Here is a 16,351-nt window from a genome sequence, read left to right as displayed (position 1 = left end):
TTTACCCGCGAAAGGGCCAGCGCGAACAGCCAAAAGGATCAGCATGTTCGACTGGAACGATCTGCGGTTTTTCCTCGAGTTGCAGCGCAGCGGCCGTCTGCTCAGCGCCGCCAAACGCCTCAACACCACCCACAGCACCGTGGCTCGGCATATCGAGAGCATCGAGCAGAGCCTGGGCACTGCGCTGTTCGTCCAGCACGCTCAGGGTTATGAACTCACGCCGTCCGGACAGGCCCTGCTCAAGCATGCCGAAGCCATGGAAAATGTGGCCTTGCTCGCTCAGGAGGAGATCACCCAGGCCATCACGCCGTTGGGCAAGATCCGACTGGGGGTCACCGAGGGCATCGGCATCATGTTCTTCACCCCACGTATGAACGCCCTGTTCGAGCGCTACCCGGGGCTGGAAGTGGAACTGGTGGCGGTGCCGCGGTTCGTCAGCATCCTCAACCGGGAAGCAGAGATCAGCATCCACCTGGAGCGACCCAGCGCAGACCTGCTGATTACCCGCAAACTCACCGACTACCGCCTGGCGCTGTACGCCAGCCAGGCGTACCTGGATCGGGCACCGCCGCTGCGCAACCGTGAGGACCTGGCCCGGCATAGCTGGATCGGCTATGTCGACGATCTGCTGTTCAGCCAAGAGCTGCTGTTTCTCAACAGCTTCTGCCGGGCGCCCAACGTGGTGTTCCGAAGCACCAGCGTGATCGCCCAGCAGCATGCCGCACGCGCTGGGCTGGGCATTGCCGTGCTGCCCAATTACATGGCCCGCCATGACCCCTCGCTGGTGCGGGTGCTGCCCAGTGAAACCATCCAGCGCAGCTACTGGATCTGCACCCGACGGGAGCTACACAAGTCGGTGCGCCTGCGGGTGGTCTGGGACTACCTGCTGGCCTTGTGCAACGCGGAGCAGGACGAACTGCTAGCCGAGTAGCGCCTTGCCCGCCAACAGCAATGCAGCGCCGATCCCCGTCACGGCAAATAACTGCTGCAGGCGTGGCCCGGCCAGCTTACTTGCCAGGGGCCTGGCCAGGAGCAGACCCAACACAGCCCCGACGGCAAACGGCGCGCCTACTGCCCAGTGCATGACACCGGCCAGGCTGGCGCTGACCACGCTGCCTGTGGATACCAGGGCGATCACCGCCAGGGAAGTGGCGACAATGCTCTTCATGTCCAGGTTTGTGTAGCGGTTCAAGGCCGGAATGATGACGAAGCCGCCACCGACGCCCAGCAGGCCGGACAGTAGCCCAGACAGCACACCGGTAAACGCCAACGCGCGGGCACAAGGCAAGGTCCAGCGTAAGCGCCCCTGCAACGGGTTGAGCACGCAGGGCATGATCTGGCGCTCACCGCAGGCCGGTTCGCCGCGCAATTCACGGCTGGCCTTGCGCCAAATGCGCTGGCAGGCATAGACCAATACGCCAGCGAACACCAACGCCAATGGCGTATTGGGCAGACGGTGCGCCAGCATCAGGCCGAGCGGTGCCGCGATGACCCCAAGGGCCGCGATGAACAACGCCGCACGGTAGCGCACCACCCCCTTGCGCAAACCCAGCACGGCGCCGACCCCGGCCGCCAACCCCACGGCGAGCAAGCCGATGGGCGCCGCTTCGACCATCGACAAACCGAGGCCGAACACCAACAGGGGTACGGCAAGAATGCCCCCGCCGGCACCAGTGAGCGCCAGCACGGCCCCAATGATCGCGCCGAGCCCAGCTCCGATCAGTTGATGTTCGATCACTGCCCGACCTCAGCCACCAGCGGTTGGGGTCGCGCCAGCCATTCACGACCTTTGAGCATGCCTTTCCAGTACAGCGGCGGGAGTATCTGCGCCTTGAGCAGCCAGGCCAGGCGAGTGGGCTGGCGGCCGTCGAGTAACCAACGCGGAAAACTCGGCGTCACCTTGCCGCCGTAGGTGAACTCGGCAAGCACGATCTTCCCGCGCTCGACGGTAAGCGGGCAGGAACCATACCCATCGTATTGGGCGAGGGTGGGCAGACGCCCCAGCGCTACCAGCACATTGTTAGCCACCACCGGCGCTTGCTTGCGCGCCGCTGCGGCGGTCTTGGCATTGCTGGTGTTGGTGACATCTCCCAGCGCATGGATGTTGGCGAACTGGCGGTGACGCAGCGTGGCAGGGTCCACATCGACCCAGCCGGCAGCATCGACCAGTGGGCTCTGGCGAATGAAGTCCGGCGCAACTTGTGGAGGCACTACATGCAGCATCTCGAAGCCCTCGACGCGGGTCTCGCTGCTGCCATCGGGCAATGTGCGCACGAAAGTCGCACGCTTGTTCGGGCCATCCACCGCCACCAGGCGATGGTTGTAGTTGAGGTCCACTGCGTACTTGTCGATGTAAGCCATCAGGGCCGGAACATAGTCAGGCACGCCGAACAGCACCGCGCCGGCATTGAAGAAACGGGCCTTGATCGCGCCCAGGTGGCCTTGGCGCAACCAATGGTCACAGGACAGGTACAACGCTTTCTGGGGCGCACCGGCGCACTTGATTGGCATTGGCGGCTGGGTGAAGAGGGCAGTGCCTTTTTTCAGGTTCTGCACCAACTGCCAGGTGTAGGGTGCCAGGTCATAGCGGTAGTTGGAGGTGACGCCGTTGCGGCCCAAGGTGTCGCTTAGACCTTCGATGGCGTTCCAGTCGAGCTTGAGGCCCGGGCAAACCACCAATTGCTCGTAGCTGACGGCGCGACCGTCCTCGAGCATGACCAGTTGCGCCTGAGGATCGAAGCGCTCAACCCGCGCCTTGATCCAGCGTACGCCACGGGGAATGGTCGAGGCCATGGTCCGGGCTGTGCTCGGGGCATCGAACACGCCCGCCCCGACCATGGTCCAGCCAGGCTGGTAGTAATGCACGTCGGCCGGATCGATCACGGCGATGTCCAGGGACGGGTCGCGGCTGATCAGGCTGGAGGCGGTAGCGATACCGGCGGCGCCGGCACCGACAATGACCACCTTGTGGTGGTCAGCGCATGAAGAATCGGCAGGGGACTGCAAGGCAGGCATGGCGGTGTTTCCTTGGAATAGTCGTTATGTGTTCAGAGCACGTTCAGCGGAATCTTCAGATAGCTCACGCCATTGCCCTCAGGCTCGGGGAACTGGCCGCTGCGCATGTTGACCTGCACCGAGGGCAGGATTAGCACGGGCATCTCGAGGGTGGCGTCACGGGCTTCGCGCATGGCCACGAAGTCGTCCTCGCTGATGCCTTGGTGGATGTGGATGTTGCTGGCGCGCTGTTCGGCAACGGTCGTGACGAAGCGCATTTCCCGGCCACCCGGCAGGTAGTCGTGACACATGAACAGCTGAGTCGTGTCTGGGAAGGCCAGCAGGCGGCGGATCGAGCGATACAGCGTGCGCGCATCGGCGCCGGGGAAATCACAGCGCGCGGTGCCATAGTCCGGCATGAATAGCGTATCCCCTACAAACACCGCCATCTCGCCACAGTCCTCCACCACGTAGCTCATGCACGCCGGTGTATGCCCTGGCGTATGCAGGGCACGGGCGCGCAGGTTGCCGATCAGGAAGATCTCCTCGTCTTCGAGCAGTACATCGAACTGGCTGCCATCCCGGGCAAAGTCTGGCGCTTCATTGAACAGTTCGCCGAAGGTCTTTTGCACTTGGGTGATGAGGGCGCCGATCGCTACATGTCCGCCCAGCTTTTCCTTCAGATAGGCCGCTGCGGAGAGGTGGTCGGCGTGGACATGGGTTTCCAAGATCCATTGGACCTGGGCACCCAACGCCTGCACCCGGGCGATCAAGGCATCGGCCGATTCGGTGCTGGTACGACCTGATTTGGGATCGTAATCCAATACGCTGTCGACCAGCGCGCACTGGCCAGAGCTTCGGTCCAGGACGAGGTAACTGATGGTCGAGGTCACCTTGTCGTACAAGGCTTCCACATGAAGGTTGTTGCCGATGATCATTGCACGTCTCCAGATTTATCCACCGCGCCTTCTAGAGGCGTAGGCAGTATTTGGAGGTTTATCAAGATGCATGCCAGTCGGGATCCATGGGGAGCGCTGGCTGTTACGCAGACAAGGTGGTGTCGGGAAGGCCAGTAAAAACAGGGAAATCTCCGTGCCCCCATTGCAGCCGGAGCATGGATGACGCGAGCCAGGGCTCCATCTGAACCACCTGGATCTGCCATGCCTGTCAGCCCCCTTGGCAGTCGACTGTCAGCCAATGGCAGTGTTTGGCAGTCCCTGTTAACCTCGCCGGGTACTTGCCATCGGTCACCGTCATGTCCGCGTTCAGTGTGTCAGCCCAGCATCCCGCCATCCTCGCCCTGGTGTCTTACCTGGAACACGATGTGCTGCCCAGCATCATTCTGGACACCGACTACAACATTCTCGCGGCCAATGCGGCCTATCGCCGTCAGTTCGGCAAGGATGATCACGCCCCCGTGGGAGAGAAATGCCACCGGGTTTCCCACCACTATGCGGTGCCGTGTGACCAGGCGGGCGAGCATTGCCCCTTGCGCAAGGCGTGGGACAGCAAGGTGCCGGAGCGGGTTTTGCACATCCATCACACGCCTCGCGGGCCTGAGCATGTGGACGTGGAACTGCGACCGATCTTGGATGAACAGGGCGGTGTGGTGGCCTTCGTCGAACGGCTCACCAGCGTGACGCTTGCCTCGGCTCAACCTCAGGAGCAAGGGCTGGTTGGGCGATCCGCAGCATTCAAGACGGCCCTGGCGAGCCTGCAGCGAGCAGCGCCAGCGCAGATCCCAGTGTTGCTGCAAGGCGAGTCCGGTACCGGCAAGGAGCTCTTCGCCCGTGCCTTGCATCTGGGCAGCCCTCGGGCCACCGGCCCCTTGGTGGTGGTCGATTGCACGGGCCTCACCGAATCGCTGTTCGAAAGCGAGTTGTTCGGGTACGAGAAGGGCGCCTTCACCGGCGCCACCCAACGCAAGATCGGCCTGGCTGAAGCAGCCCATGGAGGCACCCTGTTCCTCGACGAGATTGGCGAAGTCCCCCTGGCGATGCAGGTGAAACTACTGCGCCTGATCGAATCCGGCAGCTTCCGACCCGTGGGCAGTACCCGCACGGTCCATTCCGATTTTCGCCTGGTCTCAGCGACCCATAAGCCTCTAAAGGAAATGGCCGCCGCTGGTACCTTCCGCGAAGACCTGTACTATCGCATCAGCGGCTTCCCCATCCGTTTGCCCTCCCTACGAGAGCGCGTGGAAGACCTGCCATTACTGGCCGAGAGCCTGCTGCAGCGCATGGGTAAGCAATCACCGAAGTTGCTACCCGAAGCCCTCCAACGGCTGAGCATGCACCCCTTCCCGGGGAACATCCGCGAATTACGCAACATCCTCGAGCGGGCACGCCTGTTTGCCGATGAGGGTCTGATTCGACCTGAGCATCTACCGGAGGACATCGGCCCGTCGGCAGCTCAAGGTTCACGTCATCGCAGTCGCAATGAGCTGGGCGACTTGGCTCAGGCCTTGGAAAACTTCCGCGGATCACGCAGTGAACTGGCCCGTCATTTGGGTATGAGTGAGCGGACGTTGTATCGACGCCTGCGTGAACTGGGGCTGTAGTTTCTGCGAGCCCATAACAAAAAGCCCCGGCAATGCCGGGGCTTTTTGTTTGTGCGGTGGGTGTAGGTTCACAAAATAGGTGATAGGCCAGACCCCGTGAAATTGGAATCTTCGCCATTTTTTTTGTGAAATGAAGGGGTGCTTTTCACAGAAAAGCCGAGAAATCCCTACTCACCAATCACAAAAGTTGATTGGCCTGGAAAGGGCCGTTTACGACCGACGCGTGACTTTTCGGTAAGGGATGAGGAGTAGTCGCAGCGATCCTTTAGCTCCTAGTCTGGCGACCTTGGGTTCAGAATCCGACTGGCAATGCCCGCCGTCACTACTTCAGAGGAACCAGCTTCCTCTGCTGCCAAAATTGCGGGGGGCTCATGCTGGTACCCAGGCCCGACAAATGCGCAGTTGCAGCCCTCAATTGCAAGGCTATCCAAAGCGGCACGCGTGTCAATCAAGATCTGATGCATGACGATGGCCGGCCTCACGGAGGTGAAACCGGAGATTCAGATTGACTAAACCGACCCCGTAGACACCAACCTCCACGAAGGCCGCTATCGACCCAAAGCTGTCCTTCAAGAAAGGCAGCTAACGGCGAGAAGCGGTCATTTTGTATCTACAGGTTTCGGGGCGATTCACTCGTCTGATGCTCAGGAGCACCAGGATGGGCGTCAAGGAGGTGGTCATCTTGAGGTGGACTATGCTGACCAGTTGCTCTCAAATCTAATCGTGAGGTCCTCCATGGCAAACCCCAATCTGCTGGCTCTATTCAGAGATGAAGTCCTTCTGACCGGGCCTGAAAGCTCCCTTCCAAGCAACCTATCTCAGTTCTGGCTTGAGGAGCTCCAGAGTCATCTGGAGAGGTATTTCGACGGTTTGAACTCGGATTCAGATGCAGAAGAGAAGGATCTCGACATCTCTCTCCCACTCGCAGCGATCATCCACATCTTGTTCGCGAAGAATGGTGGGGAGGAGATATCCGAGAGCTCTGAAAAGCTGTACGAGTATTTCCAAGACTACCGGCTCGAACTGGCCCTTGAAGAGATCACGCGAAAGACTCATGTGGCTGCCGAGGCTGCAACCATTGAGACCATCTTCACCAACCGAGATGTCCTGGTGGAACAAGGCCCCCTTCTTCAATAGGTACCTCCACCGATGCCATCGCCGGCGGGCACGCTCCGAGGCATTGATGGAATGCATTTTGACGGCTGCCGAGATCAGCGAATGAAAGAAATTGCTGCGCCGATGTTCGATCTAATCGCTTTGTCGCTTCCACGAGGGTTGGGGTTTGGGGACAGCCCGCCAGTAGGGGCATGGCTTAGTGAGGACGGAATTTCTTGTGCCGCTCTAACCCGAAATATCCATTCCGGCAGCTTCGGAATTGTCACCTTGCGGCGTCGTGTCGATAGCGTGTGGGTGCTCCTCAGCCATAGTGAGCGCACCACTGGCGAGTCTGAAGCCCGCGCCTCAATCAGCCATTTTCTCTATACCCAAGCCCATCCGCTTCCACTCCCTTCAGGTGAACGACGACGTGCTCCTCTAAGCAGAATGGGTAAGCGCACACCAAGCGTGGTGTTCAAATCACTATTTGATCCAAGCCGCCGTATTGGGGCGTGGGCGCTGAATCAACTGTATCTCGCACTGCCATCCCCAGACAGAAATTGGGTTCCCGATTGCCAGACTGAGAATTTTCACACCCGCCTCTGGGAAGCCCACCTATTAGCGATTTTTCGTGAACAGGGACTCTTGGTCACCCAGCCTAAAGAATCACCCGATTTTCACATCGAGAATAGGCTGGGAGATGAGGCCTGGGTTGAAGCAGTGACAGCCAACCCGGAAGAGCGGTATGAGCATTTTGGCGCCTCGCCGGTCCCCCCACCCGCTGACCGACATGAGCGTTTCTTAGGAGCGGCTGCAGAAAGGTTTGCGAGGACCATCCAAAACAAATTGGACAAGCGTTACGAATCCCTACCGCACGTGGAGGGTAAGCCGCTCATTCTGGCCTTAGCCGATTTCCATGCGCCCAGTTCAATGCTGTGGAGCAGGGAGTCGCTCATCAGCTATCTCTATGGCTTTGCAGTTCACTCATCTGCGCATCGTGGTACGCACCTGATAACTGTGGAGGAAGAGACATCTCTGCTATCAGGGCGCCCCAACGGCCTATTTACGCTAATGGAAAATGCCCATCTTTCAGCGGTCATTTTCACCAATGCCTGCACAGTGCCAAAGCTCAGCCGAGTGCCGATCTCAGGTGGAGCTCATCTAGACGGGTACCGATACTTGCGGTTTGGTGAGTTTTTCGACCGTTCTCCGGGAGCATCACGAGGTATCCCATTTCTGTTGGATGTAGCGTCCAGCGACTACGGTCAGCTCTGGCCGCAATATGGCTACGAGCCGTGGTCTGCTGAAGTGGAGGTATTCCATAACCCTATGGCACTATACCCGGTGCCTAATGAGTTGATACCAGAAGTCACCCACTGGAGAGAAGTAAACGGAAGAGTCGAGTGCGAATCTTTCTTTGATGTATCCATACTCCGATCCAGAACACTCGTCCTCAGTGCAAACGCTAAGGTTCCGTCACTCGATGAGTTGCTGACAGCAGCCAGTCCTCCAGAGCTCTGACGGCGGCGGGGTGGCCGCATCGTTGCCACGCAGGTAGATGAGAATTTCTCAGCAAGCTACCCAGCCAGGGGAAGGACATGAGATCCCCTGCGCAATTCAGGACCGTTGAAGCGTCACCTCTCTTCGGGTAAAAGCATGACCGTCATACAACGCTACAACAGCGTCATACCCGAGAGCATAGGAAGAAAAATGTCGATCCAAGGACTAAAACGATACTTTGGAAACAAGATTCACGCAGTGATAATGATGGCCCCGCTTAAGCGGGAAATGATACGCCTCGGCATATGCACCCTTATGGCGATTATTCTGAATATCATCTTGTATACCGGCGTTGAAGTAGACGGCACCATCAAGCCGTGGGCAGAAACCCCGATAAAACTGTTTGCATCGTCGATGTTATTCGCCTTCATGATCAAGGCTTTTCTGCCAGTTCTCGGCTGGACGATACTGAAAGCAATGCTGTTGAGTGCGAACAATGCCTTCAGCGGCATACTGAGTTTTTTGGGCAATCAGTTCACAGGCGTCATGTACTGTACCGGAATTATTATGGGTTCTATCACGATTAAATTGTATATGGTTTCCGGGGTTTTAGACTCTGAGTTTGCTTATCTGTCCGCAATCGTATTTGCTTCCGGGGTTTTATATTTCTATGTGCTGCAATGCGCCATTCAAAAAACAATGAGTCCGGCCCTGCGTACACCAGCAGTACCGCGTTAAACCACTAGGCTGTGACTATTCATCTCTGGTGCTCAGTAGGCGCTCGCTCTGCTGAACCCTCACCCATACACAACCATTAATGGACTGGCCCGCCTTCGACTTTATGAAGAAGGCGAGCGAGCACGTGACTGATTGCGCATGTATTCCGAGATGAGACTTTCGAAATTGATGTCCGCCTCCTCAACGAGAATATTGACGTGACAGTACAGCTCTTCAGGACCTCTGAGATAATTGAAAATCCTTGATCTAACGATGCCGCAAACCCCTTCTTTGACCGCCGTAGAGGGGAGGTTGATAACATCGCCAACGCACGGGATAAGAGCTAGGCCATGGTCGCTGTTGAAGACAATGTCAGCTGGACAGGCATCAATGCTGGCATCGGATTGTCCTTGCGAAACCTGCTGATAATCAATGCTATACCTCATGTACAGCCTACCTCATTTGTTGAGTGAGGAATCAGCGCCGCGGATCGTAAACAGAAACCTCAAGTTCGCAAGCGACGGGAGCATGTAGCGGATTTTCGGTACTAGAGAGCTTGGCAACTATCGTTTTTCAAGCACATACCCTACGCCCCGAAGCGTATGTATCAGTTTGGTCTCGAAAGGGTCATCTATCTTGGCTCTGAGTCTTCGAATCGACACCTCTACAACGTTTGTGTCGCAGTCAAAATTCATATCCCAAACCTGCGAAATAATTTGGGTGCGGCTCAGCACCACACCGGTATTACGCATCAGGTAATGCAGTAACGCGAATTCTTTCGTGGTCAGGTCAATGCGCTGACCGTCCCTGAATGCCCTGTGCCGGCTCTGATCAAGCTCCAGGTCAGCGACGCGAATGACCTCTACGGATGCAGGGTGATCTGACCTGCGCATCAAGGCGCGAACCCGGGCCAGCAGCTCAGGGAACTCAAATGGCTTGATCAGGTAGTCATCTGCTCCGTTCTCCAGCCCCCGGACCTTATCCGCCAGCCGGCTTCTCGCCGTCAGCATCATGATACGGGAAGGGCAGTTTTTACGACGCAACAACTCAAGGACCTGCCAACCGTCCATCTCTGGCAGATTTATATCCAGGATAATCAGCTCATATTCGTGCTGCTTAGCCAAGAATAATCCATCTGACCCGGTGTGGACGCAATCTACGACATAGCCACATTCCGTCAGACCTTGACGCACATACTCCGCAGTTTTTACTTCATCCTCAATTACCAGAATTCGCATGGGATTTTGTCTCGATATCACTGAGCAATTAACCGCGCACGCGCGCCGGCATTATTGAAAGGGATGGTAAATCAAAATGAGCGTGCCGGGGCTCAAATGACGGATTTGTAATTTCTAGGTAATACAGTTGATAGTCTGGCGGTATATCTTGTCGCGGTTTGGGTTTGACAGTTGCGGGCCCTCTCTCCAGCAGGTGATTTGACCTTATGAAGTATTGGGTTATTTTCTTCTTTGTGCTGGCTTCGTTCCGCTCAGATGACGGCGAGGTCGCTCACATTGAAGAGACTGGTCATTGGTGTAGTCATGAACTTCACCGGCATGCGATGCGTACAATCGAACGCCTACTTGAATTTTAGGCAAAAAAAGGCGCCCAATGGGCGCCAAATATCCACCTTTTACCAAAGGAGCACTTAAGCCACTCAAGGTGAATTCGTAATGCTCGTTTTACTAATAGGACCAGTTAATGAATAACTGGTCCAGTTAGCGAATTACAGAATCGAAAGCGGGTACTCAATGATCACACGGGTTTCATCCAGATCCGATTCGAATGCAGTGGCACGTGTGGTTGCCTGGCGCAACCGGAAGGACAGATCTTTTGCTGGACCGGTTTGGACAACGTATTTGACTTCGACGTCACGCTCCCAACGCTTCTGATTGTCGAGCGGGTTGCCGTTGTCATCAGTGCGCATGTAGAACTGGTTAGCGTTCGAGTAATCCGCGCCCGAGCCTCTGGCGTAGCGGGTCATGAACGTCAGGCCTGGAATGCCGTAGCTGGTGAAGTTCAGGTCATAGCGCAGCATCCAGGAACGCTCTTTCGGCGAGTTGAAGTCGCTGTACTGGATGGAGTTGTCGACGAAAATCGAGTCCGACTGACGCAGGTAGTCAAAATCGTCGTCGCCGTTGTTGCGCTGGTGCGACAGGGCTAGGGTATGGGCACCGTAACGCACGCCGACCTTGGCACTCCAGATGTTGTTGTCGAATTCACCCAGGCGCTTCTTACCTTCATCTACGGCTTTGTAGTAGTTGAAGCCACCGATCAGCGCCAGATCGTCGCTCAGCGGGTAAACCACGCTGGTGCCGGCGTAGTACTGATTCCAGACGTCTTTCAGCTGGCTGGCGTAGACGCTCACAGTCCAGTTGTCGTTGATCGAGTAGTCACCGCCACCGTAACCGATCCATGGCGAGTTGACCGGGCCGCCGTAGAACGTCACGAAGTTGTCGTTCAGGTTGCTTGAGACCGGCTGGCTCATCGCATGCAGACGACCACCCTGCAGGGTGAGGCCTTGGATGCTGGTGTTCTCAACGGTCACGCCGCGGAAGCTTTCTGGCAGCAGGCGAGAGTCGCCGGATGCAACGACCGGAGTCGATGGGAAAACATCACCTACTTTCACGATGGTATCGAACAAGCGGACTTTGGCTGCGCCGCCGACCTTGGTGTATTCGTCGCGAGCTTCGCCCTTGTTATCAACGGGTAGCACGTCGAAGGAGCTACGGCCGCCGTTGCGCCCATCACCGGTGTCGAGCTTGAGGCCGATCATGGCGAAGGCATCAACGCCAAAGCCAACGGTTCCCTGGGTAAACCCAGAGTTGAATTTGCTGATGATCGCGTGCGCCCAGGCTTCGGAGTAGCCGTTGGTGTTGCCCTTGCCACTGTTATAAGTGGGGGCAGTGCTGTCGCGGTTATCACGGTTGAAGTAGAAGTTACGGTTCAGCACTGTAAGGCTGCTGCCTTCAATGAAGCCTTCTGGCTTGTCTTCTGCCTGTGCCGAAATAGCATAGCTTCCAGACAGCGCAGAAACTGCCGCCAAATACAGTGGTACTTTGATTTTCATCCGATGCTCCTTTGATTCACGGCAGTTTTTATTATGTTTACCGGCGCGGGTGTCGTTAATTGTTCTGACCAGGCGGCGCGCCTAGCGTAGCGCGAGCTCATATTTGCAGGCCGAAGATAACGGGGGGGTGATAGGAAAATTACAATTTCGTCATCTACCTGTTGTTCGGGCCTTCGCACCGCGTGTTTGCCATCTCCGTTGCTTGTAACGAAATCATCGTGTCGGGTTTGGTTTCCCAGTATTTTCGGGCATTACAGGACATTCTTACGGAATTGTAATTTTCTAGCCACCCCTCTGATAGCTACCGCTCATTAGAGTGCCATCACCTAATCAAGTGGGGCTTGGCAGCTGTTTCGGCGTTCTCGCCAAGCTTTATCGAAGTTTGTGCACGAGGACCATCAAAGTGCCCCGGTATAACCGCAATGTCTTACCCAAGACCCCCGTCTCGCCCTGGAAGATCGCTGCACTCTGTGCAGTCATCTCTGGGTTGATGGCGCCTGCAGCCCTTGCCCAAAGCATCAGCTTGCCCCAGGCGCTTTCGACGGCCATGGATGCCAACCCAGACCTGGCCGCGGCCAGGCAAGAAATTGGGATCGCTGATGGTGCTCGCAAGCAGGCCGGGCTTATCCCCAACCCCACAATCTCGTATGACGTGGAAGACACCCGTCGTAACACCAGCCAGACGACTGTCTCTCTCAGCCAGACCCTTGAGCTGGGCGGTAAGCGGGGGGCTCGTGTTGACGTCGCCACATACGGGCAGACCGCCGCACAGCTTGAGTTAGACCGTCGCGTTAACGGCCTGCGTGCAGATGTCGTCCAAGCCTTTTACGCCGCGTTGCGGGCCCAGACAGGTCTCGACCTGGCCAAGCAATCTCTCGAACTGACTGAGCGCGGTCTTCGCATCGTCGATGGCCGTGTTCGCGCAGGTAAGTCGTCCCCAGTGGAGGCGACCCGCGCTCAAGTGCAACTGGCCGAAGCCCAGCTGCAAGTTCGACGTGCAGAAACGGAAAAAGCGACCGCTTACCAACAGCTCGCTCAAATTACCGGGAGCTCAGTCACCGTGTTTGATCGACTCGAATCGCCAACCCTCTCCCCGGGCTTGCCACCTCGCACTGAAGATCTGCTGGCTAAGCTCGACCAAACAGCAGAAATGCGTCAGGCCGTGGTGCAGATAGACAAGAGCGATGCCTCGCTCGGCTCAGAGAAAGCTCAGCGTATCCCGAACCTTACTGTCAGTGTAGGTAGCCAGTACGACCGCTCTGTGCGCGAGCGGGTCAACACTGTGGGCCTGTCTATGCCTTTGCCGCTGTTCGATCGTAACCAGGGCAACATTCTTTCCGCTTCTCGTCGTGCAGATCAGGCCCGGGACCAGCGCAATGCTGTTGAGCTGCGCCTGCGCACCGAAACCCAAACCGCGTTGAACCAATGGTCCACCGCCATGCAGGAGGTCGAGTCCTACGACAAGACCATTCTGCCTTCAGCCCAACAAGCCGTAGAGACCGCAACCCGCGGCTTCGAGATGGGCAAATTCGGTTTCATCGAAGTGCTGGATGCCCAGCGCACCTTGATCGTCGCTCGTGGCCAATACCTCGAATCGTTGGCAGCGGCGACCAATGCGCGTGCGCAGGTGGAAAGGGTTTATGGCGAAGTCGGCTCAACCGCCGGCACTCGCTGAACGGGCCAAACATTTTCTTCGGCACACAGCCTTGAACAAGCCGGTGCCTACGATCAGCAGGAGTAGCAATGGATAACAAACGCAAGATCGCCCTCGCGGTAGCCGCTGTGGCAGCCCTCGGATTTGGCAGCCTTGCCTGGAACAACAGTTCCGGACAGCAGGCCGCCAGTACTGCCGAGCATGGCGCTAACGATGGCCATGGCGACGAAAAGAAAGCCGCATCTGCCGCCAAAGAGGAAGGTGATGAGGGCCATGGTGAAGAAGGCCACAGCGAAGAGGGCGGTGAAGAAGAGGGCAAGCTGACGCTCAGCGCTGAACAGATCAAGGCCGCTGGTGTTGCCCTGGAAGCTGCAGCGCCTCGTGACCTCGGTACCGTCGTGAGCTTCCCTGGCGAAATTCGCTTCGACGAAGATCGTACTGCCCACGTGGTTCCTCGTGTTCCTGGCGTTGTTGAGGCTGTCCAGGCCAACCTGGGCGAGACGGTCAAGAAAGGGCAAGTCCTCGCGGTAATCGCCAGCCAGCAGATCTCTGACCTGCGCAGCGAACAACAGGCCGCACAGCGTCGCGTCGAACTGGCGCGTGTGACCTTCGAACGTGAGAAGCAACTGTGGCAGGACAAGATCTCTGCAGAGCAAGACTACCTCCAAGCACGCCAAGCGCTGCAAGAAGCGGAGATCTCCTTGGCCAACGCCAAGCAGAAGGTCGGCGCAATCGGTGCCTCGGTTAACTCCGTTGGCGGTAATCGTTACGAGCTCCGCGCTCCCTTCGACGCCGTGGTAGTGGAGAAACACCTGACCGTCGGCGAAGTCGTCAGCGAGGCGACCAACGCCTTCATCCTTTCCGACCTGAATCAGGTCTGGGCGACCTTCGCAGTTCCGCCGACAGATCTGGGCAAGGTCACGACTGGCCGTGCAGTGAAAGTCTCTTCGCCTGACATGAACGTCGAGGTCGAAGGGAAGGTGGGTTATGTCGGCAGCCTGCTGGGCGAGCAAAACCGTGCAGCTACTGTCCGCGTCACCTTGACCAACCCCAACGGCGCCTGGCGTCCAGGCCTGTTCGTAAACATTGCGGTCACCTCCCAGACCGATCGAGTTGCCGTAGCGGTCCCTGAGCACGCTGTGCAGACCGTTGAAGACAAACCTTCGGTATTCGTACGCACCCCAGATGGCTTTGACACCCGCCCGGTAAAACTGGGTCGCCGCGACAATGGGTACGTGGAAATCATCGACGGTATTGAAGCCGGCGCCCAGGTAGCAACCAGTGGCAGCTTCACACTCAAGTCCGAGCTCGGCAAAGCTTCTGCCGAACACGGTCACTGATGCGAACTGACAGGATGATTTCTCATGTTTGAACGTATCATCAGATTCGCCATCGAGCAGCGCATCGTAGTAATGATCGCCGTTCTGATCATGGCGGGTATCGGGATCTACAGCTATCAAAAGCTGCCCATCGATGCGGTACCCGATATCACCAACGTCCAGGTGCAGATCAACACTGCAGCGCCTGGTTACTCGCCCTTGGAAACCGAACAACGGATCACGTTTCCAGTTGAAACGGCCATGGCCGGTCTCCCGGGCCTTCAGCAGACCCGTTCCCTGTCTCGCTCTGGCCTGTCTCAGGTCACCGTGATCTTCAAGGATGGCACTGACATCTTCTTTGCCCGCCAGTTGATCAACGAGCGGCTGCAGGTTGCGAAGGAACAGCTGCCAGAAGGTGTAGAGGCCGTCATGGGTCCGGTATCTACCGGCCTCGGCGAGATCTTCCTGTGGACTGTTGAAGCCGAAGATGGCGCGGTCAAAGAGGACGGTACGCCGTACACCCCGACCGACCTGCGCGTGATCCAGGACTGGATCATCAAGCCTCAGCTGCGTAACGTCCCGGGTGTGGCCGAGATCAATACCATCGGCGGTTATGCCAAGCAGTTCCTGGTTGCGCCGGATCCAAAGCGCCTGGCTACCTACAAGCTGACACTCAATGACCTGGTCGCAGCGTTGGAAAGTAACAACGCCAACGTCGGTGCCGGCTACATCGAGCGTAATGGTGAACAGTTGCTCATCCGTGCACCGGGTCAGGTAGGCAATATCGAAGACATCGCCAACATCGTGATCACCAGTGTGGATGGTGCACCGATTCGCATCAGCAGCGTTGCTGACGTCAGCATCGGTAAAGAGCTCCGTACAGGTGCTGCTACTGAGAACGGCCGCGAAGTCGTGCTCGGTACCGTGTTCATGCTGATTGGTGAAAACAGCCGCACCGTATCTCAAGCTGTCGCCGCCAAATTGGCGGACATCAACCGCACCCTGCCAAAGGGCGTGGTGGCTGTGACTGTTTACGACCGTACCAACCTGGTTGAAAAAGCCATCGCGACGGTGAAGAAGAACCTGGTGGAAGGCGCGATCCTGGTTATCGCCATTCTGTTCCTGTTCCTCGGCAACATCCGTGCGGCTCTGATCACCGCGATGGTGATTCCGCTGTCCATGCTGTTCACCTTCACAGGCATGTTCAACAACAAGGTCAGTGCCAACTTAATGAGTTTGGGGGCACTCGACTTCGGCATCATCGTCGACGGTGCCGTGGTTATTGTAGAAAACGCGATCCGTCGACTGGCTCATGCGCAACATAAGCATGGCCGCATGCTCACCAAAACCGAACGCTTCCACGAGGTCTTTGCCGCGGCGCGAGAAGCTCGCCGGCCGCTGATCTTCGGTCAGCTGATCATCATGGTGGTGTACCTGCCGAT

At 57.4% G+C, this 16,351-nt stretch carries 14 protein-coding genes; 8 read left to right on the top strand and 6 right to left on the bottom strand.

The genetic code is table 11. The features are described from left to right. The first annotated feature begins 43 nt into the window (after nt 1-43). A complete protein-coding gene (locus tag HMPREF3173_RS19090) occupies nt 44-931 on the top strand; it encodes a LysR family transcriptional regulator (RefSeq protein ID WP_070575617.1) in 888 nt (295 codons plus the stop codon). On the opposite strand, the gene HMPREF3173_RS19085 is transcribed toward HMPREF3173_RS19090, so the two are convergent. Genes HMPREF3173_RS19085 through HMPREF3173_RS19075 form a run of 3 tightly spaced genes read right to left on the bottom strand, consistent with a single transcriptional unit; the run spans nt 920 to nt 3,932 of the window. Beyond that, nucleotides 920-1,738: a sulfite exporter TauE/SafE family protein gene (locus HMPREF3173_RS19085; protein WP_070575615.1), complete on the bottom strand. Its 819-nt coding sequence runs from the start codon at nt 1,736-1,738 to the stop codon at nt 920-922. The genes HMPREF3173_RS19090 and HMPREF3173_RS19085 overlap by 12 nt on opposite strands. Further along, nucleotides 1,735-3,015: an NAD(P)/FAD-dependent oxidoreductase gene (locus HMPREF3173_RS19080; RefSeq protein WP_070575612.1), complete on the bottom strand. Its 1,281-nt coding sequence runs from the start codon at nt 3,013-3,015 to the stop codon at nt 1,735-1,737. The genes HMPREF3173_RS19085 and HMPREF3173_RS19080 overlap by 4 nt, the downstream gene beginning before the upstream one ends. Nucleotides 3,016-3,047: 32 nt before the next feature. Beyond that, nucleotides 3,048-3,932 carry an MBL fold metallo-hydrolase gene (locus tag HMPREF3173_RS19075; RefSeq protein ID WP_070575609.1) on the bottom strand — a complete coding sequence of 295 codons (885 nt, stop codon included), beginning with the start codon at nt 3,930-3,932 and terminating at the stop codon, nt 3,048-3,050. 317 nt (nt 3,933-4,249) lie between these two features. Here HMPREF3173_RS19075 and HMPREF3173_RS19070 point away from each other — a divergent pair, with 317 nt between their 5' ends. From HMPREF3173_RS19070 to HMPREF3173_RS19060, 4 genes are all read left to right on the top strand, one after another. Further along, nucleotides 4,250-5,554, top strand: coding sequence for a sigma-54 interaction domain-containing protein (locus HMPREF3173_RS19070; RefSeq protein ID WP_070575606.1), 1,305 nt, complete (start codon nt 4,250-4,252; stop codon nt 5,552-5,554). A 735-nt stretch (nt 5,555-6,289) separates the two neighbouring features. Then, nucleotides 6,290-6,691, top strand: a complete 402-nt coding sequence (locus HMPREF3173_RS19065) for a hypothetical protein (RefSeq protein WP_012269857.1) — start codon at nt 6,290-6,292, stop codon at nt 6,689-6,691. A gap of 81 nt (nt 6,692-6,772) precedes the next feature. Beyond that, nucleotides 6,773-8,170, top strand: a complete 1,398-nt coding sequence (locus HMPREF3173_RS24135) for a hypothetical protein (RefSeq protein WP_224765890.1) — start codon at nt 6,773-6,775, stop codon at nt 8,168-8,170. 189 nt (nt 8,171-8,359) lie between these two features. Then, nucleotides 8,360-8,887 carry a hypothetical protein gene (locus HMPREF3173_RS19060; protein ID WP_012269855.1) on the top strand — a complete coding sequence of 176 codons (528 nt, stop codon included), beginning with the start codon at nt 8,360-8,362 and terminating at the stop codon, nt 8,885-8,887. A 101-nt stretch (nt 8,888-8,988) separates the two neighbouring features. Here the strand turns inward: HMPREF3173_RS19060 and HMPREF3173_RS19055 are convergent, their stop codons facing one another. The 3 genes from HMPREF3173_RS19055 to HMPREF3173_RS19045 all read right to left on the bottom strand — a co-directional run bounded on the left by HMPREF3173_RS19055 (nt 8,989) and on the right by HMPREF3173_RS19045 (nt 11,936). Beyond that, nucleotides 8,989-9,312 (bottom strand): hypothetical protein, encoded by a 324-nt coding sequence (locus tag HMPREF3173_RS19055; RefSeq protein ID WP_010951457.1) that lies wholly within the window; start codon nt 9,310-9,312, stop codon nt 8,989-8,991. A gap of 117 nt (nt 9,313-9,429) precedes the next feature. Continuing rightward, nucleotides 9,430-10,104, bottom strand: coding sequence for a heavy metal response regulator transcription factor (locus HMPREF3173_RS19050; protein ID WP_003253420.1), 675 nt, complete (start codon nt 10,102-10,104; stop codon nt 9,430-9,432). A 488-nt stretch (nt 10,105-10,592) separates the two neighbouring features. Next, complete coding sequence (locus HMPREF3173_RS19045; protein ID WP_003253422.1) at nt 10,593-11,936, bottom strand: OprD family porin; 1,344 nt, start codon at nt 11,934-11,936, stop codon at nt 10,593-10,595. 403 nt (nt 11,937-12,339) lie between these two features. On the opposite strand from HMPREF3173_RS19045, the gene HMPREF3173_RS19040 reads away from it, so the two are divergent. The 3 genes from HMPREF3173_RS19040 to HMPREF3173_RS25150 form a co-directional block, all read left to right on the top strand. Next, nucleotides 12,340-13,611 carry a TolC family protein gene (locus HMPREF3173_RS19040; protein ID WP_010951456.1) on the top strand — a complete coding sequence of 424 codons (1,272 nt, stop codon included), beginning with the start codon at nt 12,340-12,342 and terminating at the stop codon, nt 13,609-13,611. 68 nt (nt 13,612-13,679) lie between these two features. Further along, nucleotides 13,680-14,930, top strand: coding sequence for an efflux RND transporter periplasmic adaptor subunit (locus HMPREF3173_RS19035; protein WP_010951455.1), 1,251 nt, complete (start codon nt 13,680-13,682; stop codon nt 14,928-14,930). A 24-nt stretch (nt 14,931-14,954) separates the two neighbouring features. Then, a partial coding sequence (locus HMPREF3173_RS25150) for a CusA/CzcA family heavy metal efflux RND transporter (RefSeq protein WP_256544535.1) occupies nt 14,955-16,351 on the top strand: 1,397 nt, incomplete at its 3' end.

The sequence above is a fragment of the Pseudomonas sp. HMSC08G10 genome, from assembly GCF_001808425.1.
GTDB classification, from domain to species: domain Bacteria; phylum Pseudomonadota; class Gammaproteobacteria; order Pseudomonadales; family Pseudomonadaceae; genus Aquipseudomonas; species Aquipseudomonas guariconensis.
This window is presented reverse-complemented; position numbering and strand designations above follow the sequence as displayed.

Excerpts from the sequence above, each read along its gene's own strand:
- HMPREF3173_RS19090 (WP_070575617.1), top strand. The coding sequence starts at position 44 with ATGTTCGACTGGAACGATCTGCGGTTTTTCCTCGAGTTGCAGCGCAGC.
- HMPREF3173_RS19080 (WP_070575612.1), bottom strand. The coding sequence starts at position 3,015 with ATGCCTGCCTTGCAGTCCCCTGCCGATTCTTCATGCGCTGACCACCAC.
- HMPREF3173_RS19075 (WP_070575609.1), bottom strand. The coding sequence starts at position 3,932 with ATGATCATCGGCAACAACCTTCATGTGGAAGCCTTGTACGACAAGGTG.
- HMPREF3173_RS19070 (WP_070575606.1), top strand. The coding sequence starts at position 4,250 with ATGTCCGCGTTCAGTGTGTCAGCCCAGCATCCCGCCATCCTCGCCCTG.
- HMPREF3173_RS19065 (WP_012269857.1), top strand. The coding sequence starts at position 6,290 with ATGGCAAACCCCAATCTGCTGGCTCTATTCAGAGATGAAGTCCTTCTG.
- HMPREF3173_RS24135 (WP_224765890.1), top strand. The coding sequence starts at position 6,773 with ATGAAAGAAATTGCTGCGCCGATGTTCGATCTAATCGCTTTGTCGCTT.
- HMPREF3173_RS19060 (WP_012269855.1), top strand. The coding sequence starts at position 8,360 with ATGTCGATCCAAGGACTAAAACGATACTTTGGAAACAAGATTCACGCA.
- HMPREF3173_RS19055 (WP_010951457.1), bottom strand. The coding sequence starts at position 9,312 with ATGAGGTATAGCATTGATTATCAGCAGGTTTCGCAAGGACAATCCGAT.
- HMPREF3173_RS19050 (WP_003253420.1), bottom strand. The coding sequence starts at position 10,104 with ATGCGAATTCTGGTAATTGAGGATGAAGTAAAAACTGCGGAGTATGTG.
- HMPREF3173_RS19045 (WP_003253422.1), bottom strand. The coding sequence starts at position 11,936 with ATGAAAATCAAAGTACCACTGTATTTGGCGGCAGTTTCTGCGCTGTCT.
- HMPREF3173_RS19035 (WP_010951455.1), top strand. The coding sequence starts at position 13,680 with ATGGATAACAAACGCAAGATCGCCCTCGCGGTAGCCGCTGTGGCAGCC.